A 22,214-nucleotide genomic window follows, 5' to 3' on the forward strand; every position below is an offset into this window, starting at 1 on the left:
TTTGGATAGGCGGTGTGCAAGAATCGTGACAGCCTTATTGGAGCTAAAAAATCTAAAAACCTATTTTAAAAGGAAAAAGTCAGTGATTCCAGCAGTAGATGGAGTGGACCTTGTCATCAATAAAGGGGAAACTGTCGCATTGGTGGGTGAGTCGGGATCTGGAAAAAGTATTACTTCTCTATCAATCATGCGATTGATTCCCAGTCCACCCGGGGAAATTGTGGACGGGCAGATTCAATTTGATGGCCGGGATCTGGTGAAAGCAAGTGAGGAAGAAATGTGCAGGATCCGCGGCAATGACATCTCGATGATTTTCCAGGAGCCGATGACATCACTGAATCCTGTGCTTACCATTGGGGAACAGATCACGGAAGTCCTGACATACCACCAGGGACTCAATCAGGCAATGGCTAAGAAAAAGGCGATTGAGATGCTAGAACTCGTTGGTTTTTCGCGTGCCAAGGAGATCATCAATGATTATCCTCACCGTCTTTCTGGAGGGATGAGGCAGAGGGTGATGATCGCCATGGCGATGAGCTGCAACCCGAAGCTTTTGATTGCGGATGAGCCGACAACAGCTTTGGACGTGACCATCCAGGCGCAAATCCTGGATTTGATGAAGGATTTGAGTACGAAATTCAATACATCCATCCTGATTATCACACATGATCTCGGGGTGGTGTCTGAAGTTGCTGACCGGGTCGTGGTCATGTATGCGGGCCAAGTGGTGGAAGAAGCAATGGTGGAAGATTTATTTGAAAATCCACTCCATCCTTACACAAACGGTCTCATGGGTTCAATTCCATCCATAGACGAAGATCATGAACGGCTTGCCTCTATTGAAGGAAATGTTCCATCGCCCGAGAATTTGCCGAAAGGCTGTCGATTTGCTCCACGCTGTCCACATGCTTTTGACCGCTGTTTCAGTGAAACGCCGAGTCTTCTGAGGAAATACAGCACCCGGTCTGTAAGGTGTTTTTTACATGATGGCAAGGAGGTGGAGAAATGATCTCAACAAGTGAATCCCCGGAAAATAAAACAACGGAAAACAACTCTGAAATCTTGCTTGAATTACAGGATTTAAAGAAACACTTTCCTATCAAATCCGGCTTGCTGCAAAAGACAGTTGGTCATATAAAGGCAGTTGACGGAATAAATTTGAAGGTGAATAAGGGAGAAACATTGGGAATCGTCGGAGAATCAGGCTGCGGGAAGTCGACTGTCGGCAGAACCATCATCCGACTCTATGAACCTACCGATGGAAAAGTCATCTTCAATGGCAAGGATATCTCCCATCTTTCTGAGAGCGAACTGCGGAAGGATGTACGCAAAAATATCCAGATGATCTTCCAGGATCCTTTTGCTTCCCTCAATCCGAGGAAAACTTTGAGATCGATCATCAGGGAGCCCCTTGATACTCACCATATTTACAGAGGCAAAGAGCGGGACGAACATGTCGAGAGTTTATTAGAAAAGGTTGGCTTGAATGCTTCCTTTATCAATCGTTATCCACATGAATTTTCCGGAGGGCAGAGGCAGAGAATCGGGATAGCCAGGACACTCGCATTGAACCCGGAAATGATTATCGCTGACGAAGCAGTGTCAGCACTGGATGTCTCGATTCAGGCACAAATCATCAATTTGATGGAAGACCTTCAGGAAGAATTCGGTCTTACTTATCTTTTTATCTCTCATGACTTAAGCGTGGTGAGGCATATAAGTGACAGGGTAGGGGTTATGTACCTGGGAAAAATGATGGAGCTTGCCTCCAAGAAAGAGCTTTATGCAGAACCGCTGCATCCATACACACAGGCTTTGCTGTCAGCTGTACCGGTTCCGAGGAAAAAAGGAGTTATGAAACGGGAGCGGATCATCCTGAAAGGGGAGCTTCCAAGTCCGTCAAATCCACCCACCGGGTGTGTATTCCATACAAGGTGCCCAGCCGCATTTGACCTTTGCAAACAAGTGAATCCTGACTTCAAAGAAGTCAAGAGCAATCATTTTGTCGCCTGCCATCTATATACATAGGGCAGCTGCAAGATTTGAAGGGAGGAGATAGGAACACCTTTCTGCTTGTCTCTAAAAAACTAGTAAAAAAATTTAAGGGGGAAAAAATGTGAAATTAAGAAAAGCTTCCTGGTTATTAATCAGTCTTACCCTGATCCTGTCGATCTTCCTGACAGCATGTACAGGAAATCAAGCTGAGGATCCGAAAGAAACTCCTGGAGATGATGGCACGAAAGAAGAGGAGCAGGCCTCTGGTCCGCAGCAAGGCGGAGATTTAATCATTGGTTCTACTGGAGCGCCTACTGTATTCAACCCGCTTTATTCTACTGATACATCCAGCTCTGACATTGAAGGCTTCATATATGACAGCCTTGTATCATCAGACACGGAGTTCAACCCGACAATGAGCATGGCGGAGTCAATCGATATTTCTGAGGATGGGCTGACATTCACAGCCAAATTGAAAAAGGGGATCAAATGGCATGACGGAGAAGAGTTCACTGCCGATGACGTTGTATTCACTTTCAGCATTCCAAAAAATCCTGATTATAATGGTGAGCGCGGATCTGCCTTTGAAGCAATGGAGTCTGTCACAAAAGTTGATGACTATACTGTCGAGTTCAAGCTGAGCAAGAAGGATGCATCCTTCTATCCGGTTTCGCTAAGCTATTTCATCCTGCCTGAACATATCCTTAAGGATGTACCTGTTGCAGAGCTTGGCGAGCATGAATTTAATACGAAAAGCCCGATTGGTACTGGTCCGTTCAAATTCGTAGAATGGAAAGACGGAGAGTATGTAAAGGTAGAAGCATTTGATGACTATTTTAAAGGCCGTCCATATCTTGATACGCTCACCTATAAGATCGTGCCTGATATGGATGCGATGATCGCACAAATCCAGGCTGGAGATATCCACTTCGCGGCAGGTGTTCCTGGAACTGATATTGAAACTGTAAAATCATTCCCGGGAGTTAAAGTGGAGTCCGGTCTTGGTCTTTCATACACATATTTAGGTTACAACCAGAAGAATGATCTGTTCAAAGACAAAAAAGTCCGTCAGGCAATCACTCATGCCATTGACAGGGAAGCAATCGTCAGCTCTGTCATGAATGGTGACGGAAAAGTGGCGCATGTCCCAGAAAGTCCACTATCGTTTGCATACAATGAGGATGTTCCTAAATTTGAATTTGACGTTGAAAAAGCAAAATCTTTACTAGCTGAGGCTGGCTGGAAGGACTCAGATGGTGACGGGATTCTTGATAAGGACGGCAAGAAATTCTCCTTTACGGTAAAAACAAACCAGGGTAACAAAGTAAGGGAAGATATTGTCGTGGTCCTTCAGGAGCAATTAAAGGAAGTTGGAATCGAAGCGAAGCCTGAAATCGTTGAATGGAGTGCGTTCATCGAGCAAATCTCGGCTCCAAACTGGAATTACGACGCCCTTGTGCTTGGATGGAGCTTGTCTACATTCCCGGATCAGTATGATATTTTCCACACAAGCCAGATGGAAGAAGGCTTGAACTTCGTTTGGTACTCGAATCCTGAAGCGGATAAGCTGATGGAAGAAGCTAAGCAAATCCTTGATCAGGATGAGTATAAAGCAGCTTATGCCGACATTTATAAGATGCTGGCAGAAGACCAGCCGTACACTTTCCTTTACTATCCAAATGTCCACAGGGTCATGCCGGCTAATCTGGAAGGCTATGTATTCCACGCGAAGGATGATTTCTACGATATCTCCAAGTGGTGGCTGAAAAAATAGGATCAGGATGGGAGGGAAGGGAGAGTCCCTTCCCTTTCAAATTTAATAATCTCTCAATTTCAAAAGGAGAATTGCCATGCTATCTTATATCATTCGCCGAATACTGATGGCCATTCCATTGTTGCTGGGCATTACCATCGTCTCTTTTGCCATCATGAAGCTGGCCCCCGGGGATCCTGCGAGCTTGATGATGGATCCTACGATCAGCCCTGAGGACAAGGCCAGATTCATGGAAAGGTACGGTCTTAATGATCCGATCCATATCCAATATTTAAAGTGGCTCGGAGCCATGCTTCAGGGAGACTTTGGGACTTCATTGATCCGCAAAGGGGTACCTGTAATAGAAATGATCATGAACAGGATGCCGAATACCATTTTATTAATGGTAGTTTCGACATTGCTGGCCATGTTGATTTCGATTCCTTTTGGTGTCATATCGGCTACAAGACCGTATTCAAAGCTAGACTATACAGTAACGGTTACATCTTTTTTGGGAGTTGCAACACCAAACTTCTTTCTTGGGTTGATTTTGATCATGGTTTTTGCTGTCCAGAATAACTTGTTTCCGACTGGAGGGGTGGCAACTTTGAATGCGCCATTCAGTCTCTGGGACAGGATCCACCATTTGATCATGCCGGCATTCGTTCTGGCTGCAGCAGACATGGCAGGACTGACAAGGTATACAAGATCGAGCATGATGGAAGTGATCAAGCAGGATTATATGCGGACTGCGAGAGCTAAGGGCTTTAAGGAGAACAAGGTTATTTACAAGCACGGTCTTCGAAATGGATTGATTCCAGTCATCACGATTTTTGGCTTGATGATTCCTTCCTTCATTGGCGGAGCAGTCATCGTTGAAAAAATTTTCACATGGCCGGGAATTGGCTTGCTATTCGTGGATTCGGCGTTCCAGAGGGATTATCCGGTTCTGATGGGATTGACTGTCATCTCGGCAGTGTTCGTTGTGATCGGCAACTTGATCGCGGACATCCTGTACGCAATTTTTGATCCAAGGATCGAGTATTAAGGGGAGGTAAACATGGCAAAAACAAATCTAGCCGGAAATCAATCTGGCAGCCTGGAAATGCATGGAGTAAACACCTCGCATGACACAATGCTTGGGATCATAGTCAGGAAATTTGTGAAAAATAAACTTGCCGTATTCGGAGGCATTTTCCTGATCATCATCATAACTGCTGCTCTGTTAGCGCCAATGATTGCCCCGTACTCACCTTCCAAGCAAAACTTGCTTTTAAAATTGCAGCCGCCGAACAGTGAGAATTGGCTTGGTACTGATAGGTTTGGCAGGGACATGTTTTCAAGACTTTTATACGGAGCAAGAATTTCACTTTTAGTCGGATTCGCATCGGTTTTGGGCTCCATTACGATCGGTACCTTCCTCGGAGCAGTCGCTGGCTATGTTGGCGGGATCGTAGATGCGATGATCATGCGATTTGTCGATATCATACTTTCAATCCCATCAATCTTCCTATTGATCACATTAGTCACGATCTTCAAGCCAGGAGTGGATAAATTGATTTTGATCTTCGCGCTCTTGGGATGGACAACTACTGCACGACTTGTCAGAGGTGAGTTCCTGTCATTAAGGTCGAGGGAATTTGTCCTGGCATCCAAAACGATTGGCACTAAAACGCCTATGATTATTTTCTCCCATATTTTGCCGAATGCGATGGGTCCAATCATCGTATCAGCCACATTGGCAGTTGGCTATGTCATCTTGGCCGAATCAGGCTTGAGCTATTTGGGTCTGGGGATCCAACCGCCGCACGCAAGCTGGGGGAATATGCTCCAGGACGCACAGAATTTTACAATTCTCCTGAAATCATGGTGGTATCCGCTTGCCCCAGGATTGATGATCCTGCTGACCGTCATTTGTTTCAACTTTGTAGGGGATGGACTGAGGGATGCTCTTGACCCGAAGATTAACGAATAAGATCTGGTCACAGGTTGGGATACCAAGACACTTATATGAACACTGAAAAGCCAGGGGCCTCTCTGGCTTTTATCTTATGTTGGGAAAATTTTCGTGAGTGAAGAACGCTTTCGAACCATTGACTGTTAAATTCATAAAATAGGTGTAAAAAAGGAAGACAGTGGAGGGAATGCAATGTGATCGTAAGGACAGATAATTGGCTTGAAACTGATTTTGACGATACAAAGAAGATATGTGAAAAACTGCTTGACCATTTTCATGGAGCCGATGATCCCAAAAAGGTCTACTCCTATTTAAAGAACTTCGGCATGTACAAGCCGGATCGCAAAAACAAAGGGATATTCGAGAAGCTGAAAATAGAAGGGTACTGGAATCGGATAGAGAAAATTTTTATTAAATACAAACGAAAATGGAATGGGCCGGATATTCCGATTTTTATTTTTCCAATGGATCAATCGAATGCCAGGTTGATGAGGGAAGGGAAAGGGAAATCCGGTCTATCCTTCATAGATAAAATGTTCCTCTTTCTGTCCCCGATCGATGATGAGAGAGAATTGGAGGCATTATTTGTACATGAATACCACCATGTTTGCAGGATGAAGGCACAAAAGAAGAACCCTGAAGAATATACTCTCCTTGATTCAATGATCTTAGAGGGCTTAGCTGAGCATGCTGTTGCCGAAAATTGCGGTGTACCGTACACAGGGGAATGGAGCAAGCGATATTCGACAAAAAAACTGGCTGATTTTTGGGGAAAAGATATTGAAAACAAGCTTTCAATTACGAGGAAAGACCGTGACCATGATGAGATTTTGTTTGGATTAGGCAGCAGGCCCAGGCTCCTAGGCTATGCGATTGGCTATGAATTAGTAAAACAATATAAACAATATGGAAATTTTACTGAAAAAGCATCATTTAAGATTTCTTCTTCTGAATTTACAAAGTTGCTAAAATTTTAATAATTTTAAAACATTAAAAAACCCAATAACCATGGGTTTTTTTACTATATCTAAAAAATTATAAATTTCCCAATTGAAAAAAAAGTATTGCAAATGTAATAAATCTGTAATAACATTTTATTAAAATATATCGAATTTGCAGAATATTTTATTATTTAAAATGTGAGAAGGTGTCCTAATGAGCAACTATTCAATACATAAAGAAGCACCTTTGCTTGAAGTCAAGAACCTTGAGACAGCATTCAATATCGATGGCGAATATTATAATGCTGTAGACAAGGTGAGTTTTGCTGTCAAACCAAGGCAGATTGTCGGGGTTGTTGGCGAATCAGGGTGCGGGAAATCAGTTATGAGCTTATCGGTCATGCAGCTCCTTCCAAAAGGGGTTGGAAAGATCCGCGGCGGAGAGATTGTTTTTGAGGGAGTTCATCTCGAAAAGTTATCCGAAAAGGAAATGAATAAAATTCGCGGACGCGACATTTCAATGATCTTCCAGGAGCCGATGACATCGATGAATCCAGTTTTTACGATAGGATTCCAGCTGCAGGAAGTATTGTTTAACCACACGAAAATCTCTAAAGCAGAAGCAAGGCAGAAAAGCATTGCGTTATTGAAAAGTGTAGGCATTTCCCGCCCAGAGAAAATCGTAGATGAGTATCCGCACCAGCTATCCGGCGGTATGAGACAAAGGGTTATGATAGCGATGGCCATTGCAAACCAGCCAAAGCTTCTTATTGCGGACGAGCCTACAACAGCATTGGATGTAACAGTCCAAGCCCAGATTCTCGATTTGCTTAAGAGTATCCAGGAAGTAAATGATATGTCAGTCATCATGATCACTCATGACCTTGGCGTTGTTGCAGAGATGTGTGATGAAGTCATCGTAATGTATGCAGGCCGGATCGTAGAACGTGCTGATGTTGACACACTTTTCTATAACCCGAAGCATCCATACACAGAATTGATGATGGGTGCCATTCCTAAGATGGATGAAGACAAAGAAGAACTAAGCTCAATCAAAGGGATTGTCCCTTCGCTTAAAAATATGCCAGCAACTGGCTGCCGTTTCGCAAACCGTTGTCCGAAAGCAATGCCAGAGTGTACTAGTATCACTCCACAGCTTGGAGAAATCGAGCAAGGACATGAAGTGGCGTGCATTCTATATGAAGCAAGTATGCCAAAAGAAGGGGTTAAGGCATAATGAGCAATACAACTTTAATAGAAAAAGAGAATTTGCTGGAAATTAAGAATCTGAAAACCTATTATCCTGTCAAAGGCGGGTTCTTCCGCCGCACGGTCGGCAATGTCAAAGCAGTCGATGATGTTTCATTCGAAATCAAAAAGGGTGAAACATTAGGTCTCGTAGGAGAATCAGGCTGCGGCAAATCAACAACCGGGAGAACAATCATCAGATTGCTGAATGCGACAGATGGTGAAATCATTTTTGAAGGCAAGGATATCACTAAATTAAGAGGCAAGACACTGCAGTCGATCCGCCAGGATATCCAGATGGTCTTCCAGGACCCTTACGCTTCGCTCAACCCGATGCAAATGGTCGGTGACATTGTCTCTGAACCTATCAGGAACTTCAAGAATGCAAGTATGAAGGACTTGAAGAATGAAGTAATGGATTTATTAACAAAAGTTGGTCTTCCTGAAGATGCTTACTATAAATACGCCCATGAATTTTCGGGCGGACAGAGACAAAGGATCGGAATTGCCAGGGCGCTTGCGTTGAGACCGAAGCTGATCATAGCTGATGAGCCGGTATCAGCCCTTGACGTATCCGTGCAATCCCAGGTACTTAATCTATTGAAAGAGCTTCAGAAGGAATTTGACTTGACTTTCTTATTTATCGCTCATGACCTTAGTGTCGTTAAGCATATGAGTGACCGGATCGGCGTAATGTATCTCGGCAATATGGTAGAAATTGCTGATCGCAACAGCATGTATGCTGAGCCGCTCCACCCATATACCCAGGCTTTGATATCAGCCATCCCAATGCCTGATCCGCGCAGGAAGAAGGAAAGGATCGTACTTGAAGGAGATGTGCCAAGTCCATTGAACCCTCCGACAGGATGTCCATTCCATCCGCGCTGCCCAGCTGCGATGGCAGAGTGTTCACAAGTGAAGCCAGCTTTAAAGGAGGTGAAGCCAGGACACCGAGTTGCTTGCCACCTTTACTAGGGCAATAATTTTTGCAAAAAATACATTGAAAAAACGGGGGGAAAACCATGAAGAAACCATTGCTTTGGCTAGCTATGCTAGTATTGGTTTTATCAACATTCCTTGCTGCGTGCAGCGGAGGAGACAAAGAGAAGACAACAGCTGATCCAAAAGAAGGCGACAAAGACAACGCAGCAGAAGAAACAGGACCGCAAGATGGCGGTACATTGACTTACGCTTTAAGCTCTGAGTTCAAAGGCCTTTTGAACTGGAACTTCTACGATGCTGACGGAGACGATGATATCATCGCATTCTTCGACGATGCATTGATCGACTATGATGAAAACCTTAAAGCAGAGCCTAATATCGCAAGCTGGGAAACTGAAGACAATAAAGTTTTCACTTTCACTTTTGAAAAAGGCGTAAAATGGCACAATGGCGAAGAACTTACAGTTCATGACTGGGTATTCGCTCTTGAAACAATCGCTACTCTTGGTGGAGAACACCAGCGCTGGTCTAATGTAAACACAATCGAAGGTGCAAAGGACTTCAACGAAGGAAAGTCTGACAAGATTGCCGGTCTTGAAGTTGTTGATGACTATACTTTGAAGATCACTTTTGACAAAGCTCGCGTAAACAACCTTGAGAATGTTTGGGCTTACCCGCTTTCACGCAAGGAATTTGAAGGAATTGACCCTAAGGATATGGCTGCTTCTGAGCAGGTCCGCACTAAGCCTGTAGGAACTGGTCCATTCAAAGTTGCAAAGGTTATCCCTGGTGAATCAGTAGAACTAGTTAAAAACGAAAACTACTGGAAAGGTGCTCCGCACTTAGACAAGATCGTTGTTAAAGTTATCGATTCTTCACTTACTACTGGAGAACTTAAGAATGGAACTCTTGACATGACTCCATTCCACCCAACAGTTCTTCCTGAAATCGAAGCACTTGATAACGTTGAAGTTGTAAAATTCCCTGGCTTATCATACTACTACATCGGTTTCAAACTTGGTAAATATGATGGCAAGAAAAACGTAATGGACAAAGATAAATACGCAAGCAAAGAATTGCGCCAAGCTATGCTTTTCGCAATCAACCGCCAAGAGTGGACAGATGCATTCTTCAGCGGATTAGGAAAGCCGCTTAACCGTCCGATCCCAACATCACACTGGATTGCTGCACCTAATGAAGATATGCCAATCCAATATGAATACAACCCAGAAAAAGCGAAAGAAATCCTTGATAAAGCTGGTTATGTTGACAAGGACGGAGACGGATTCCGTGAAGATCCAAAGGGAGAAAAGTTCACTGTTAAGTTCTCTCACTATGCAACTGGCAACCCAACTTTCGAAGCACGTGCAAAAGCTATGACTCAGTATTGGGAAGCAGTTGGCTTGAAGTCTGAGCTTCAAATGACTGATGTTAACCTTTACTATGATCAACTTGAAAAAGATGACCCTGCTCTAGAAGTATTCTATGGCGGATGGGGAACTGGTGCTGATCCGGATCCACTACCACTTTGGGGCATTGAATCTGTATGGAACTACCCACGTTGGGTAAATGACGAAGCTCAAAAGCTTCTTGAAGATGCTGTTGACCTTGAAGTAGTTGGAACTGACACTGAAAAGCGTGCACAATTGTATGCTGACTGGCAGAAAATCTTCAACGAAGAAGTACCAGCACTTCCTATCCTTGAACTAGAAGAAGTTATGGCTGTTGCTAAGCGCGTTCAAGGCGTCAAGTACGACGTTTCTGGTTCTAACTCACCTCATGAATGGTGGATCAAGCAATAATCATTAGGTACCACCTATTCAGTTAAGGAGAATGCATATGCTTAAATACAGTTTACGACGCATACTCGGCATGATTCCTATGCTTTTCCTTATCTCTGTTGTAGTGTTTTCCCTGGCGAAACTTATGCCAGGGGACTCACTCAGTGGGGAGATCGATCCGAACAATACGGATCCGGCATACATAGAAGAGATGCGCGAGAAGCTCGGTTATAATGACCCAGTCCACATTCAATATTTCACATGGATCACAAATTTCATGCAGGGAGACTTCGGGAAATCAACCCGTTATAAAATCCCGGCAAGTGAAATCATTGGCGAACGTCTGCCAAATACGATATTTCTTGGTTTTTCAAGTATTTTAATAACTTATGTTTTAGCGTTTATCATGGGTATTTATGCCGGAAGGAAGCCATATACACTTGGTGATAACGTCATAGGTACCGCCAACTATATAGGATTGGCCCTCCCTTCATTCGTTGCAGGGGTGTTCGCCATCTATTTCTTCTCATTTAATTTAGGCTGGTTCCCTTCAAACGGTTCTGTTGATATTTCAACGACAGAAGGTACAGCAGCATATTGGTTAAGCCGAATTCATCATGTTTTCTTACCAGCACTTGTATTAGGTTTATTGAGCACTGCAAGCTATACGCAATTCCTGCGTAATGACATTATAGAAAACAGCCGTAAAGATTTTGTAAGGACGGCACGTGCTAAAGGCACACCGGAAAAAAAGATCTACAATCAGCACATTTTGCGTAATTCTATCATCCCGCTGATCACATTCCTTGGATTCGATATCGTTGCATTGGTCGGTGGCGCAATCATTACCGAAACAATCTTCACTTATCCTGGTATCGGTCAACTATTCTTGAACTCTGTCAGCCAGAGAGACTATCCAGTACTAATGACACTGACAATGATGTTCTCATTCTTGACACTGTTTGGAAACCTTGTTGCAGATATATTATATGGAATCGTTGATCCAAGGATCAGGCTTGATTAAGGAGGATGGCTATGGAAGTTTCTACAGCAAATAATACACAGATTAACCTGAAGCCGGAAAAAGGCATGTCTCCTTGGGCCATCGCTAGAAGAAAATTTGTGAAAAACAAGTTGGCGATGACAAGCTTGGTCTTCTTGATTTTCGTAATGATTGTCTCTTTCCTGGCTCCATACATTACAACAACAGATATAACCAAAATTAACATTGGATCTATGTCCTTAAAGCCATCTGCAGAGCACTGGCTTGGAACAGACAAAAACGGACGTGACGTTTTCACGAGATTATTATACGGCGGAAGGGTTTCCCTTTTAGTCGGAATTAGCTGTACATTATTCGTCATCTTTTTCGGAACAATTGTAGGGTCAATCGCAGGATACTTTGGAGGAATCGTAGACAGCATGCTCATGCGTTTTACTGATTTCGTCCTGAACTTCCCATTCCTTGTTTTCGTTATCGTGTTGGCTACAATTTTCCATGGTAAAATCAATGGTCTTGTCATCCTGATCATGGTCATCAGCTTGCTGAGCTGGGGCGGGGTAGCAAGGATTGTCCGAAGCAAGATCTTGGCAGAGAAGGAGAACGAATACATTCTTGCAGCAATCTCAATCGGATGTTCACCATTCAAAGTCATCACAAAGCATTTACTGCCTAACGTTCTTTCAACAATCATCGTACAAGCAACAATCTTGTTCGCTTCCATGATTGTCGCAGAAACAGGACTAAGCTTCTTGGGATTCGGTGTACCATCCGAAATTCCATCATGGGGTAACATGCTAGCATTCGCAAATGAACCAGACGTATTACAAGGAAAGCCGTGGATCTGGATTCCACCAGCACTTGCTATCACGCTCACGATTTTGTCCATCAACTTCGTAGGTGAAGGCCTGAAAGATGCATTGAATCCAAGATCACGCCGTTAAAAAATCTACCATACAAAGGTAGATTTTTTATTTTGCCTATTTTTCCTGTTTGAACGTGTGATGAATGATAAGGGACCATATCACTTATCAGTTCAAAGACAGGAAAAGGCCAGGGGTTAGGACAAAACAGCAAGCTGGAAGGCAGAAAATGTCCGAAGTAGGTTAAGGTTCGGACAAAACAGCAAGCTGGAAGGCAGAAAATGTCCGAAGTAGCCCCAAGCTCGGACAAAACAGCAAGCTAAAAGGCGAGAAATATCAGAAGTTGCTCCCAGATCGGTAATAAAACTGAACAAACAGTTAGCCCTTACTGTGTTAACTATAGTCATATTTCAGTACTTCCTTACCAACTTGCCTCATATATATATGATAACAATGGACAGGCCGGGGTGAGGTATGTGCGTGATATGAATTGTTTGTATAAAGTGAGCCATTTTTATGATTTTTAGGATTTTTGTCTTGACGATTGGATTTGGATTAGCGGTATCCGGAGGGATCAGCGCAATCGCGTATTTGAATATGATTACAGCCGGGCACGGTTTAGATGAGTATTTATCCTTTATCTCCCGGAGAGTCGAATGCTACTTACTGCCTGCAGGAATCGGGATCATCTGGTTAAGTATTTATTGGCCGCATAATGATGATATAAATTGATCTTCCTTTTAAGGAATATTTTTACTTAGTGCTGCCCATACTGATGGACAAACAGTTTCTTGAAGTGAGGGGTTAAAAATCATGTTGTATCTTCATGATGTCTGGGTGAACTGGTTCGAAGGGGAAGAGAATGGCTATAACGTCTGCCATTTCCACGAATGGCGGAAGGACGATGGTGTTGAACTGCTTGACCAGGTGCCGCTTCTAAAAATTGACCATGTGTTATTTAATTACATTGAGAATGATTTATCAGAGTTGCCTCAGCAACTACTGGATGACATTTACCGAAAGGCCTATTTGCGGAAGAATCATGAACGTACGCAGCTTGATTATTGCTTCGTCGTGTCAGATGGAACAGGAATCCTTGCTGTTGACACGATTGGCTATAATATCCCTATCCGAAAAAGCCGGCTAATCCCTCGTCAGGAGCAGCTGGTGTACGAAATGATTGAAAATCAGGATACGATTCAATATGGATTCAATGATCAGAGTGCATTAAAGGATTTCCATATCCTATCGCCTTCTCCGGATTTAATGAGGGGGTTGACCCGTAAAGAAAGACAGTTAAAGCAATTATTGTTCATGGCCATGGATCAACTGAATTCTTCAAAAAATGTAGCAGAAGTCCGATACTGGTTCACTGAATGGAAGCCTGAACTATATGAAGAAATTCAGCGTCTCTCATTTGAAGAGGTGTGGGAGCAGTTATATGAAGAAACTAAGTTTGGATGGTCATTTAAGCACGAAAAATTTTGCGAAAATATAATCAAGGGACAGGCCTTTTTCGAAAAACTTTGGGAAATGGAGCACGGCCCAAAAGTAAATTGACAAAGCCTTTGTATTTGCTTAACTAAAAAAGGAGCTGACATTGTGTCAGCTCCTTTAAATTATTACTTGCGTTTGCGCCCCAGGCCCATTGCATTTTCCATTTTCTTAAGCATTTTGTTCGCGACCTGGTTTGCTTTTTCAGCGCCACGATCAAGAATTTCATCCAATTCAGCAGAATCAATCAGCTCATAGTATTTTTTCTGTATAGGTTCAATGACATCGACAACAACCTTTGCAAGGTCACCCTTGAAATCTCCGTACCCTTTACCCTCATAGTCTTTTTCAATTTCCGCAATTTCTTTACCGGTTAAGATAGAATAGATGGATAAGAGGTTTGAAACTCCTGGCTTGTTCTCTTTATCATATTTTACGATGCCTTCAGAGTCTGTTACTGCACTCTTGATTTTCTTTTCAATTTGCTTCGGTTCGTCAAGCATGGAGATGAAAGCCTTGTTGTTAGGATCCGACTTGCTCATTTTCTTCTGCGGATCCTGTAAGGACATGACCCTTGCGCCGACTTTAGCAATGCGGACGTCTGGAATCGTAAAAATGTCATTGTATTTTTTATTGAAGCGTTCAGCAAGATCTCTCGTCAGCTCTAAATGCTGCTTTTGGTCTTCGCCGACTGGTACAAGATTCGTATTATATAGAAGGATGTCGGCTGCCATTAACGGGGGATAAGTTAAAAGACCGGCTGAAACCGCTTCTTTCCCAGTGGATTTATCCTTGAACTGAGTCATTCTTTCAAGCTCGCCAATATAGGCAACGCATTGCATCATCCATCCTGCCTGAGCATGTGCCGGCACTTCTGACTGGATGAATAAAGTTACCTTTTCAGGATCAATTCCTGACGCAATATACAAAGCTGCAAGGCTTTTAATGTTTTTGCGAAGCTGCAAACGGTCCTGCGGCACGGTAATCGCATGTTGATCGACGATACAGAAGTAACAATTATATTCGTCCTGAAGTTCTGTGAATTGCTTCATTGCGCCGATGTAATTGCCAAGTGTGATTGTACCGCTTGGCTGGATACCAGAAAAAATAGTCTCCATGATAATTCCTCCTAATATATAGTCTATTCTTCTGTCTGTATCTGTGCATTTGCTACAAACAGAGGAAAGAGAACACAAAAAAGACCATTCGTCCCTAATTTATAGGGACGAATGGTCCGTGTTGCCACCCTAATTACTCACGAATGAGTCACTCTGCCCATGCTAATGAAGCATGGATCCTTTAACGCAGGATTACGCCTGGATCTACTTAAGTTCGAACCAGAAGCTCAAAAGTCCATTCCAAATGCCAGGCTGTTTGTTCCCACCAACCACAAACTCTCTGAAAGCCTTGAACAGATGTACTACTCTTCATCATAGCTCTTTTTGATTTAGATTTATTAAAAATGATTATAATCAAATCTTCAATGATAAGCAAGGGCACCATGAGGATTTTATAGATAATAAACGTACAGTGCAGCAAGCATAAGGATAAAGTCGAGCAAGCCCACCAAAAACAGGGGGTTTGCGTTGATGGTGACAAGTTCTGATAATGGCGTCATTTCGTCAAAAGACTTTTTCTTCTCCTCTTTGCCGGCAAAAACAGTCCGGAAAGAATAAGAAATAGCGTCGAAGAATCCAGAATTGACTGTAAAGACTATAAGGGAAGTGAAAAGCAGGATACTAGCAATATAAAAAGAAATATTTACATAACCAAGCAAGGTGATGCTCTGTTGATAGACAAGTGAAAGGATCAAAACTAAAAGTTGAGATAAGAAAAAACCAAAAAAAATTTTCCCAAATCTATTACGCATTTTTCTAATTCTCCCTTATATTGTTATTTCATAAAAGTAATTTAGCGAATATCTCCTCAAAAAAAAGCAAATATTACAATAAGTTACAGGGTGATTTTGCTTGATAAAGGCTTATAAGTCACTATTATAACACAAATCAAGGAGGAAATTTATTACTATTGTTTCAAAGTTGTAAATTTTTCGCGCAAAAATATTGAACATTTAATTTAATCTATGTATAATAGGGAATGTAAAAAGTTTTCAGAAAACATTAAAAAAGAGGGGGCATATCCTTGAAAAAGTCAAAATTTTCATTTCTATTGATTTTGACTCTAGTATTCTCGTTAATCCTGTCTGCATGTAGCGGCGGAGATAACAAAGCTGGAGACGAAAAGCCAGAAGATGGCGAAGGTACAACTGGCGAAACTGCTAACGTACCACAAGAACTAAGAATGTTGGATTCTTCTGCTATTCCAACAATGGACAGCGTTCTAGCTGAAGGTTCTACAAGTTTCACTTACATAAACAACGTAGGTGAGGGTCTTTACCGCCTTGACCAGAACCACAAGCCAGTTCCTGCACTAGCAGATGGCGAGCCACAAATCAGTGATGACAACCTTGTCTACACTTTCAAGCTTATCGATTCAAAATGGTCTAACGGCGAGCCTGTAACAGCTCACGATTTCGTATTTGCTTGGCAGCGCGCTATCGACCCTAAGACTGCTTCTCCTTATGGTCCATACATGATGGGCGGCAAAATCAAGGGTGCTGAGGCAATCACAGAAGCTGGTGCTGCTGGCAAGCCTTATGATGTAACGACTCTTGGTGTAAAAGCTATTGACGACAAGACTTTAGAAGTAACACTTGAAAAGCCAATCGCTTACTGGCAAGACCTTTTCGCTTTCCCAACATTCTACCCTCAAAACCAGAAGTTTGTTGAAGAGAAAGGCGAAGCTTTCGCAAGCAATGCTGAAAACTTACTTTACAACGGTCCATTCGTAATGGAAACTTGGGAAAGCACTGACGCTGAAGAGTGGGTACTTACTAAGAACCCTAACTACCACAATGCTGACCAAGTTAAACTTGAAAAAATCACTGTAAACGTCGTTAAAGATTCTAACTCTGCTGTAAACGCTTTTGAAGCAGGCGAAACAGACATGACTGGATTGCTTTCTTCTGATCTAGTTCCTGCATACGAAGGCGACGAGCGCATGCTTAGCTGGATGGAAGCAACTGTATTCTGGATCAAGATGAACCAGAAGAACGAAGCACTTGCTAACGTTAACATCCGTAAAGCAATCGCAATGGGCTTCAACAAAGAAGACCTTGCTGCTAGCATCCTGAACAACGGTTCAGTTGCTGCTAACTACTTTGTACCAAAAGATTTCGTAACTCTTGATGGTGAAGATTTCCGTGAAAAGCACGGCGACCTGATTGAATTCAATGCTGAAGAAGCTAAGAAATATTGGGAAACTGGTCTTAAGGAACTTGGTGTAGATAAGTTAGAACTTCGCTACCTTGGTGGAGACACTGAAGCAGCTAAGAAGACTGACGCTTACATCAAGAACCAGTTGGAAACAAACCTTCCTGGTTTGACAATCAATCTTGAAAGTGTTCCTTTCGCAGTACGTCTAGAGCGTGACAACGCTATGGATTATGATCTTCAATTCGCTGGATGGGGTCCTGACTACGGTAACGCATTGTCGTTCACTGACCTTTGGATCACTGACGGTGGAAGCAACAGAATGGGCTACTCAAACGAGAAGTACGATCAGTTGATCAAGGATGCTCAAGGCAAACTTGCTACTGACGAAAAAGCTCAATGGGAAGCACAGCAAGAAGCTGAAAGAATCATGCTTGAAGAAGATGCTGGTCTAGCACCTGTTTACCAGCGTGCAGCTAACATCCTTCTTAACCCGAACGTTAAAGGTCTTGCGATCTACAACTACGGTCCTGACTACTCATTCCAATGGGTAACAATTGAAGGCGAAGAATAATAACTGAAGCAAGTTTCTTATTTCAGAGTGTAATAATTCTGAGGATAGAAAGAGAGTATATCTAGATATACTCTCTTTTTCCCTGTATAGCATTTGTCGAATAATAGGGAAAATTGAAATAATACAGGAGGTGCACGGTTATGGCAAAATACCTGTTAAAAAGGGTATTTTATATGTTTTTGACTCTTTTCATCATTGCGTCCCTAACATTTTTCTTAATGAAGATCATCCCAGGTACGCCTTTTGCTAGTGCGAACAAATTGGGGCCGGCACAAATGGAAATCATGAAAGCGAAATATGGTCTTGACCAGCCGGTACCTGTGCAGTATGCGAAGTATATTGGAAACCTGCTGCAAGGTGATTTAGGAATTTCCTTTCAATTTAATAACAGATCTGTGACAGACATGATGGTCGGTCGTCTTGGACCTTCCATGCAGCTAGGTGCACAAGCGATGATTTTAGGAACAGTCGTAGGTATCCTGCTCGGAATATTTGCGGCATTAAGACAAAATACATGGGTCGACTATAGCTCAACGTTTATAGCAGTATTAGGAAAGTCCATTCCAAACTTCGTGTTTGCTGGATTACTTCAATATTATATAGGTGTTAAACTTGGCTGGTTCCCTGTACTTTTCTGGCGAGGATTTGAGTACACAATCCTTCCGACCATAGCTTTATCCATGCTGCCTATAGCAATCGCAGCCCGTTTCATGAGAACCGAAATGATTGAGGTTTTAGGTTCTGATTATATCATGCTGGCAAAAGCTAAGGGTGCGAGTTTCTTTGAGATTGCCTTTAAGCATGCTCTGAGGAATGCGCTAATTCCTTTGGTAACGGTCTTAGGACCTTTGGCGATTTCATTAATGACGGGTTCACTAGTAATTGAAAAGATTTTTGCGATTCCAGGCCTTGGCGAACAGTTCGTAAAATCAATTACACTTAATGATTACCCTGTTATCATGGGAACAACCATCTTATTTGCTGCATTATTTGTAGTTATCATCCTTGTTGTGGATATTCTTTATGGAATTATTGATCCACGCATCAGGCTGTCTGGAGGTAATAAGTAATGGCTGACTTTGAAACTAAAATTCCAAAAGATCGTTTTAGGCCGGCGGAGATCGATTCGGCCAAGAGCGAGGAAATTAATAAGCCAAGCTTAACCTTCTGGCAGGATGCTTGGATGCGTGTCCGCAAAAATAAGGGTGCGCTTGTAAGTTTGATAGTTATGGCACTAGTGATCATCATGGCATTTCTTGGACCAGTGATCAGCGGCAAGGAATTCGATACTCAAAATGTAAGGCATAATAATTTGCCGCCTAGAATCCAGGGACTCGAAAATATCAGCTGGCTGCCGTTTGACGGTGTTAAGGTAAATAAAGCTGGAAAAGAAATCAATATGTACGAAGTCAAAAAAGTAGACGAATATTATTGGTTTGGTACTGATGCTTTAGGGCGTGATTTATTCACACGTGTCTGGAAAGGTACACAAATCTCCTTATACATTGCGCTCTTGGCAGCAGTCATTGATATGATAATTGGTGTTGCTTATGGCGCTATATCAGGATATTTCGGTGGAAGATTGGATAACGTCATGCAGAGGATTACCGAAGTCTTAGTAGGTATTCCGACAATGATTGTAGTTATCTTGATGATTCTCGTGTTGAAGCCTGGTATTATATCAATTACTGTTGCCTTGACGATTACAGGCTGGGTAGGTATGGCCCGTGTGGTACGTGCCCAGACGCTGAAGCTTAAGGAACAGGAGTTTGTACTCGCTTCCAAAACTCTCGGAAACAGCGATGGCAAAATCATTTCGAAACACTTATTGCCAAACCTTGCTGGTGTCATTATTATCAATACAATGTTCACGATTCCAAATGCAGTATTTTTTGAGGCATTCCTGAGCTTCATCGGACTAGGTCTTCAGGATCCATATGCATCACTCGGTACATTGATTGATGAAGGTTTTAAAGTGCTAAGATTGCACCCACATGAGATGGTAATTCCAGCTATTATCATCAGTATCATCATGATCACGTTCAATATGCTGGCAGACGGATTGCGCGATGCGCTTGATCCGAAAATGCGCGATTAAGGGGCAGGTGAATGTATTATGGAAAATATTTTAGAAGTTAAGGATTTAAATATCTCCTTCCATACATTCGCGGGGGAAGTTAAAGCGATCCGCGGTGTGAACTTTGAACTGAAAAAGGGAGAAACCCTTGCGATAGTTGGTGAGTCGGGATCAGGTAAATCAGTAACGACTAAAGCAATCATGAGATTGCTGCCTCCTGGCAATTCCGAAATCAAGCAAGGCGAAATATTGTTTGAAGGCAAGGACTTAACTAAATTGACTGACAAGCAAATGCAGAAAATTCGTGGCCAGGACATCTCGATGATTTTCCAGGATCCGATGACTTCATTGAATCCAACAATGACTGTTGGAAAGCAAATCATGGAACCTTTGATCAAGCATCAAAATATGAGTAAATCATCAGCAAGGGAACGTGCGGTCCAGCTTTTGAAGCTGGTTGGTATTCCTAAACCTGAGCTGCGTGTTAAACAATACCCTCACCAATTCTCTGGTGGTATGAGACAAAGGGTGGTTATCGCAATTGCGCTGGCATGTAATCCGAAGGTTCTAATAGCGGATGAGCCGACAACTGCGTTGGATGTAACGATACAGGCACAGATATTGGAATTAATGAAAGATTTGCAGAAAAAAATCGATACTTCCATCATTTTCATCACCCATGACCTTGGTGTTGTTGCTAACGTAGCGGACAGGGTAGCAGTTATGTATGGTGGAAAAATTGTCGAAATCGGTACTGTGGACGAAGTCTTCTACAATCCACAGCATCCTTACACTTGGGGATTGATCAGCTCAATGCCAAGCCTGGATGCCAAAGAAGAGGAACTATACGCAATTCCTGGTACTCCGCCAAACTTATTGCATCCGCCAAAAGGAGATGCTTTTGCACCTCGTAATGAATATGCAATGCAAATCGACTTAGAAGAACAGCCTCCAATGTTTAAAGTGTCTGATACACATTATGCTGCTACATGGCTGTTGCATCCAGATGCTCCTAAGGTAGAACCGCCGGAAGCTGTGAAGAGCAGAATGCGTAAATTCATGGGCACGAAATAACTGTAGGAGGAGGACTGGCTGATGGAAAATAGAGAAAAGCTTCTTGAAATAAAGAATCTGAAGCAATATTTCAATATGGGTCAACCTAATGAAGTAAAAGCGATTGATGGAATTACTTTTGATATCTTTAAAGGAGAAACTCTTGGATTGGTTGGAGAATCTGGTTGTGGTAAATCCACAACTGGCCGAACAATCATCAGGCTTTATGAAGCGACAGATGGAGAGGTCCTTTACAAGGGAGAAAACGTACACGGCAAGAAGAACAAAAAAGATTTAAAGAAATTCAACAGAAGTATGCAAATGATTTTCCAAGATCCATATGCATCCTTGAATCCAAGGATGAAGGTTTCCGATGTTATTGCTGAGGGCATCGATATTCATGGCCTGGCGAAGAGTAAGCAAGAAAGAATGGAAATGGTATATGAACTGCTTGAAACAGTTGGCTTAAACAGAGAACACGCCAACCGTTATCCACATGAATTCTCAGGTGGACAAAGGCAGCGTATCGGCATTGCACGTGCCCTTGCTGTGCAGCCGGAATTTATTATCGCAGACGAACCTATTTCCGCTCTAGATGTTTCCATCCAGGCACAGGTTGTCAACCTGATGAAGAAACTGCAGCGTGAAAAAGGTTTAACATACTTGTTTATCGCACATGATCTTTCGATGGTAAAATATATCAGTGACCGAATTGGTGTAATGTACTTCGGAAAGCTAGTTGAGTTAACTACTGCTGAAGAATTGTACAAAAATCCGCTTCATCCATACACTCAATCATTGCTATCAGCGATTCCGCTTCCAGATCCAGAATCTGAGCGTACACGCAGAAGAAAAACATATGATCCGAATGTGCATCAATATGCAGACGGAGAAGAAGTGAAGATGCGCGAAGTTGTACCAGGGCACTATGTCTATTGCTCTGAAAAGGAACTGAAGCAATACCAGCAGCAATATGTGAAATAATCTTAACGATCTCTTATTTTGAGATCGTTTTTTTTTGGCTTGTTAAAGCTATATGTTGATTTTTGACATCCTGCTGATTGTAGTGGAAGGCGAAGCGGATGGAACGAAAATCAACAGCCGTGTTTTAAAGAGCTATTCTTTTTGAAGAGGGTAAGAGATTAAAATAGAGTTCGGAAATAAATTCCATATAAAAAAATCCAACAATATTATCTAAATCTGTCGAAAGTGGGTAAAATAGACTTATAGATTCATAATATAGAAAATACCTACTACTATTGTG

General features: G+C 42.4%; 20 protein-coding genes and 1 other annotated feature. Of the genes, 18 read left to right on the forward strand and 2 right to left on the reverse strand.

Going from position 1 to position 22,214, the window contains the following annotated elements; genetic code table 11:
• Window positions 1-25 precede the first annotated feature (25 nt).
• The 13 genes from RH061_RS06475 (at window position 26) to RH061_RS06535 (ending at window position 14,040) form a co-directional block, all read left to right on the forward strand.
• Entirely contained in the window at window positions 26-1,009 is a 984-nt protein-coding gene (locus tag RH061_RS06475) for an ABC transporter ATP-binding protein (RefSeq protein ID WP_311074759.1), read from the forward strand.
• A complete protein-coding gene (locus tag RH061_RS06480; RefSeq protein WP_311074760.1) occupies window positions 1,006-2,028 on the forward strand; it encodes an ABC transporter ATP-binding protein in 1,023 nt (340 codons plus the stop codon). Before RH061_RS06475 ends, RH061_RS06480 begins: the two co-directional genes overlap by 4 nt.
• An 88-nt stretch (window positions 2,029-2,116) precedes the next feature.
• On the forward strand, window positions 2,117-3,769 hold the full coding sequence (locus RH061_RS06485; protein ID WP_311074762.1) for a peptide-binding protein: 1,653 nt from the start codon (window positions 2,117-2,119) through the stop codon (window positions 3,767-3,769).
• Window positions 3,770-3,845: 76 nt separating this feature from the next.
• Window positions 3,846-4,796: an ABC transporter permease gene (locus RH061_RS06490; protein ID WP_311074763.1), complete on the forward strand. Its 951-nt coding sequence runs from the start codon at window positions 3,846-3,848 to the stop codon at window positions 4,794-4,796.
• A 57-nt stretch (window positions 4,797-4,853) separates the two neighbouring features.
• Entirely contained in the window at window positions 4,854-5,723 is an 870-nt protein-coding gene (gene opp4C / locus RH061_RS06495; RefSeq protein ID WP_311076305.1) for an oligopeptide ABC transporter permease, read from the forward strand.
• A gap of 176 nt (window positions 5,724-5,899) precedes the next feature.
• Window positions 5,900-6,682: a DUF2268 domain-containing putative Zn-dependent protease gene (locus RH061_RS06500; RefSeq protein ID WP_311074765.1), complete on the forward strand. Its 783-nt coding sequence runs from the start codon at window positions 5,900-5,902 to the stop codon at window positions 6,680-6,682.
• A gap of 178 nt (window positions 6,683-6,860) precedes the next feature.
• Window positions 6,861-7,883 carry an ABC transporter ATP-binding protein gene (locus tag RH061_RS06505; RefSeq protein WP_311074766.1) on the forward strand — a complete coding sequence of 341 codons (1,023 nt, stop codon included), beginning with the start codon at window positions 6,861-6,863 and terminating at the stop codon, window positions 7,881-7,883.
• Complete coding sequence (locus RH061_RS06510) at window positions 7,883-8,869, forward strand: ABC transporter ATP-binding protein (RefSeq protein WP_311074767.1); 987 nt, start codon at window positions 7,883-7,885, stop codon at window positions 8,867-8,869. Before RH061_RS06505 ends, RH061_RS06510 begins: the two co-directional genes overlap by 1 nt.
• A 47-nt stretch (window positions 8,870-8,916) precedes the next feature.
• Complete coding sequence (opp4A, locus tag RH061_RS06515; protein ID WP_311074768.1) at window positions 8,917-10,638, forward strand: oligopeptide ABC transporter substrate-binding protein; 1,722 nt, start codon at window positions 8,917-8,919, stop codon at window positions 10,636-10,638.
• 37 nt (window positions 10,639-10,675) lie between these two features.
• Complete coding sequence (gene opp4B, locus RH061_RS06520; protein WP_311074770.1) at window positions 10,676-11,641, forward strand: oligopeptide ABC transporter permease; 966 nt, start codon at window positions 10,676-10,678, stop codon at window positions 11,639-11,641.
• A gap of 11 nt (window positions 11,642-11,652) precedes the next feature.
• The gene (gene opp4C, locus RH061_RS06525; protein ID WP_311074772.1) at window positions 11,653-12,561 is read left to right on the forward strand and encodes an oligopeptide ABC transporter permease; all 909 of its coding nucleotides are present in this window, start codon (window positions 11,653-11,655) and stop codon (window positions 12,559-12,561) included.
• A 435-nt stretch (window positions 12,562-12,996) separates the two neighbouring features.
• The gene (locus tag RH061_RS06530; RefSeq protein WP_311074773.1) at window positions 12,997-13,212 is read left to right on the forward strand and encodes a YuzI family membrane protein; all 216 of its coding nucleotides are present in this window, start codon (window positions 12,997-12,999) and stop codon (window positions 13,210-13,212) included.
• Between the two features lie 81 nt (window positions 13,213-13,293).
• A complete protein-coding gene (locus tag RH061_RS06535) occupies window positions 13,294-14,040 on the forward strand; it encodes a YjbA family protein (protein ID WP_311074774.1) in 747 nt (248 codons plus the stop codon).
• Between the two features lie 62 nt (window positions 14,041-14,102).
• On the opposite strand, the gene trpS is transcribed toward RH061_RS06535, so the two are convergent.
• Window positions 14,103-15,095 carry a tryptophan--tRNA ligase gene (gene trpS, locus RH061_RS06540; RefSeq protein WP_311076307.1) on the reverse strand — a complete coding sequence of 331 codons (993 nt, stop codon included), beginning with the start codon at window positions 15,093-15,095 and terminating at the stop codon, window positions 14,103-14,105.
• A gap of 97 nt (window positions 15,096-15,192) precedes the next feature.
• Window positions 15,193-15,417: a binding site (T-box leader), on the reverse strand.
• A 67-nt stretch (window positions 15,418-15,484) separates the two neighbouring features.
• A complete protein-coding gene (locus tag RH061_RS06545) occupies window positions 15,485-15,844 on the reverse strand; it encodes a DUF3899 domain-containing protein (RefSeq protein ID WP_311074776.1) in 360 nt (119 codons plus the stop codon).
• 272 nt (window positions 15,845-16,116) lie between these two features.
• On the opposite strand from RH061_RS06545, the gene RH061_RS06550 reads away from it, so the two are divergent.
• From RH061_RS06550 to RH061_RS06570, 5 genes are all read left to right on the forward strand, one after another.
• A complete protein-coding gene (locus RH061_RS06550; RefSeq protein ID WP_311074777.1) occupies window positions 16,117-17,820 on the forward strand; it encodes a peptide ABC transporter substrate-binding protein in 1,704 nt (567 codons plus the stop codon).
• Between the two features lie 140 nt (window positions 17,821-17,960).
• The gene (gene opp3b, locus RH061_RS06555) at window positions 17,961-18,890 is read left to right on the forward strand and encodes an oligopeptide ABC transporter permease (protein ID WP_311074779.1); all 930 of its coding nucleotides are present in this window, start codon (window positions 17,961-17,963) and stop codon (window positions 18,888-18,890) included.
• Window positions 18,890-19,918, forward strand: coding sequence for an oligopeptide ABC transporter permease (opp3C, locus tag RH061_RS06560; protein WP_311074781.1), 1,029 nt, complete (start codon window positions 18,890-18,892; stop codon window positions 19,916-19,918). Before opp3b ends, opp3C begins: the two co-directional genes overlap by 1 nt.
• 18 nt (window positions 19,919-19,936) lie before the next feature.
• Window positions 19,937-20,971: an ABC transporter ATP-binding protein gene (locus RH061_RS06565; protein WP_311074783.1), complete on the forward strand. Its 1,035-nt coding sequence runs from the start codon at window positions 19,937-19,939 to the stop codon at window positions 20,969-20,971.
• A 21-nt stretch (window positions 20,972-20,992) separates the two neighbouring features.
• A complete protein-coding gene (locus RH061_RS06570) occupies window positions 20,993-21,934 on the forward strand; it encodes an ABC transporter ATP-binding protein (protein ID WP_311074784.1) in 942 nt (313 codons plus the stop codon).
• The last annotated feature ends 280 nt before the right edge of the window (window positions 21,935-22,214 follow it).

The sequence above is a fragment of the Mesobacillus jeotgali genome, assembly GCF_031759225.1.
GTDB classification, from domain to species: Bacteria; Bacillota; Bacilli; order Bacillales; family Cytobacillaceae; genus Mesobacillus; species Mesobacillus jeotgali_B.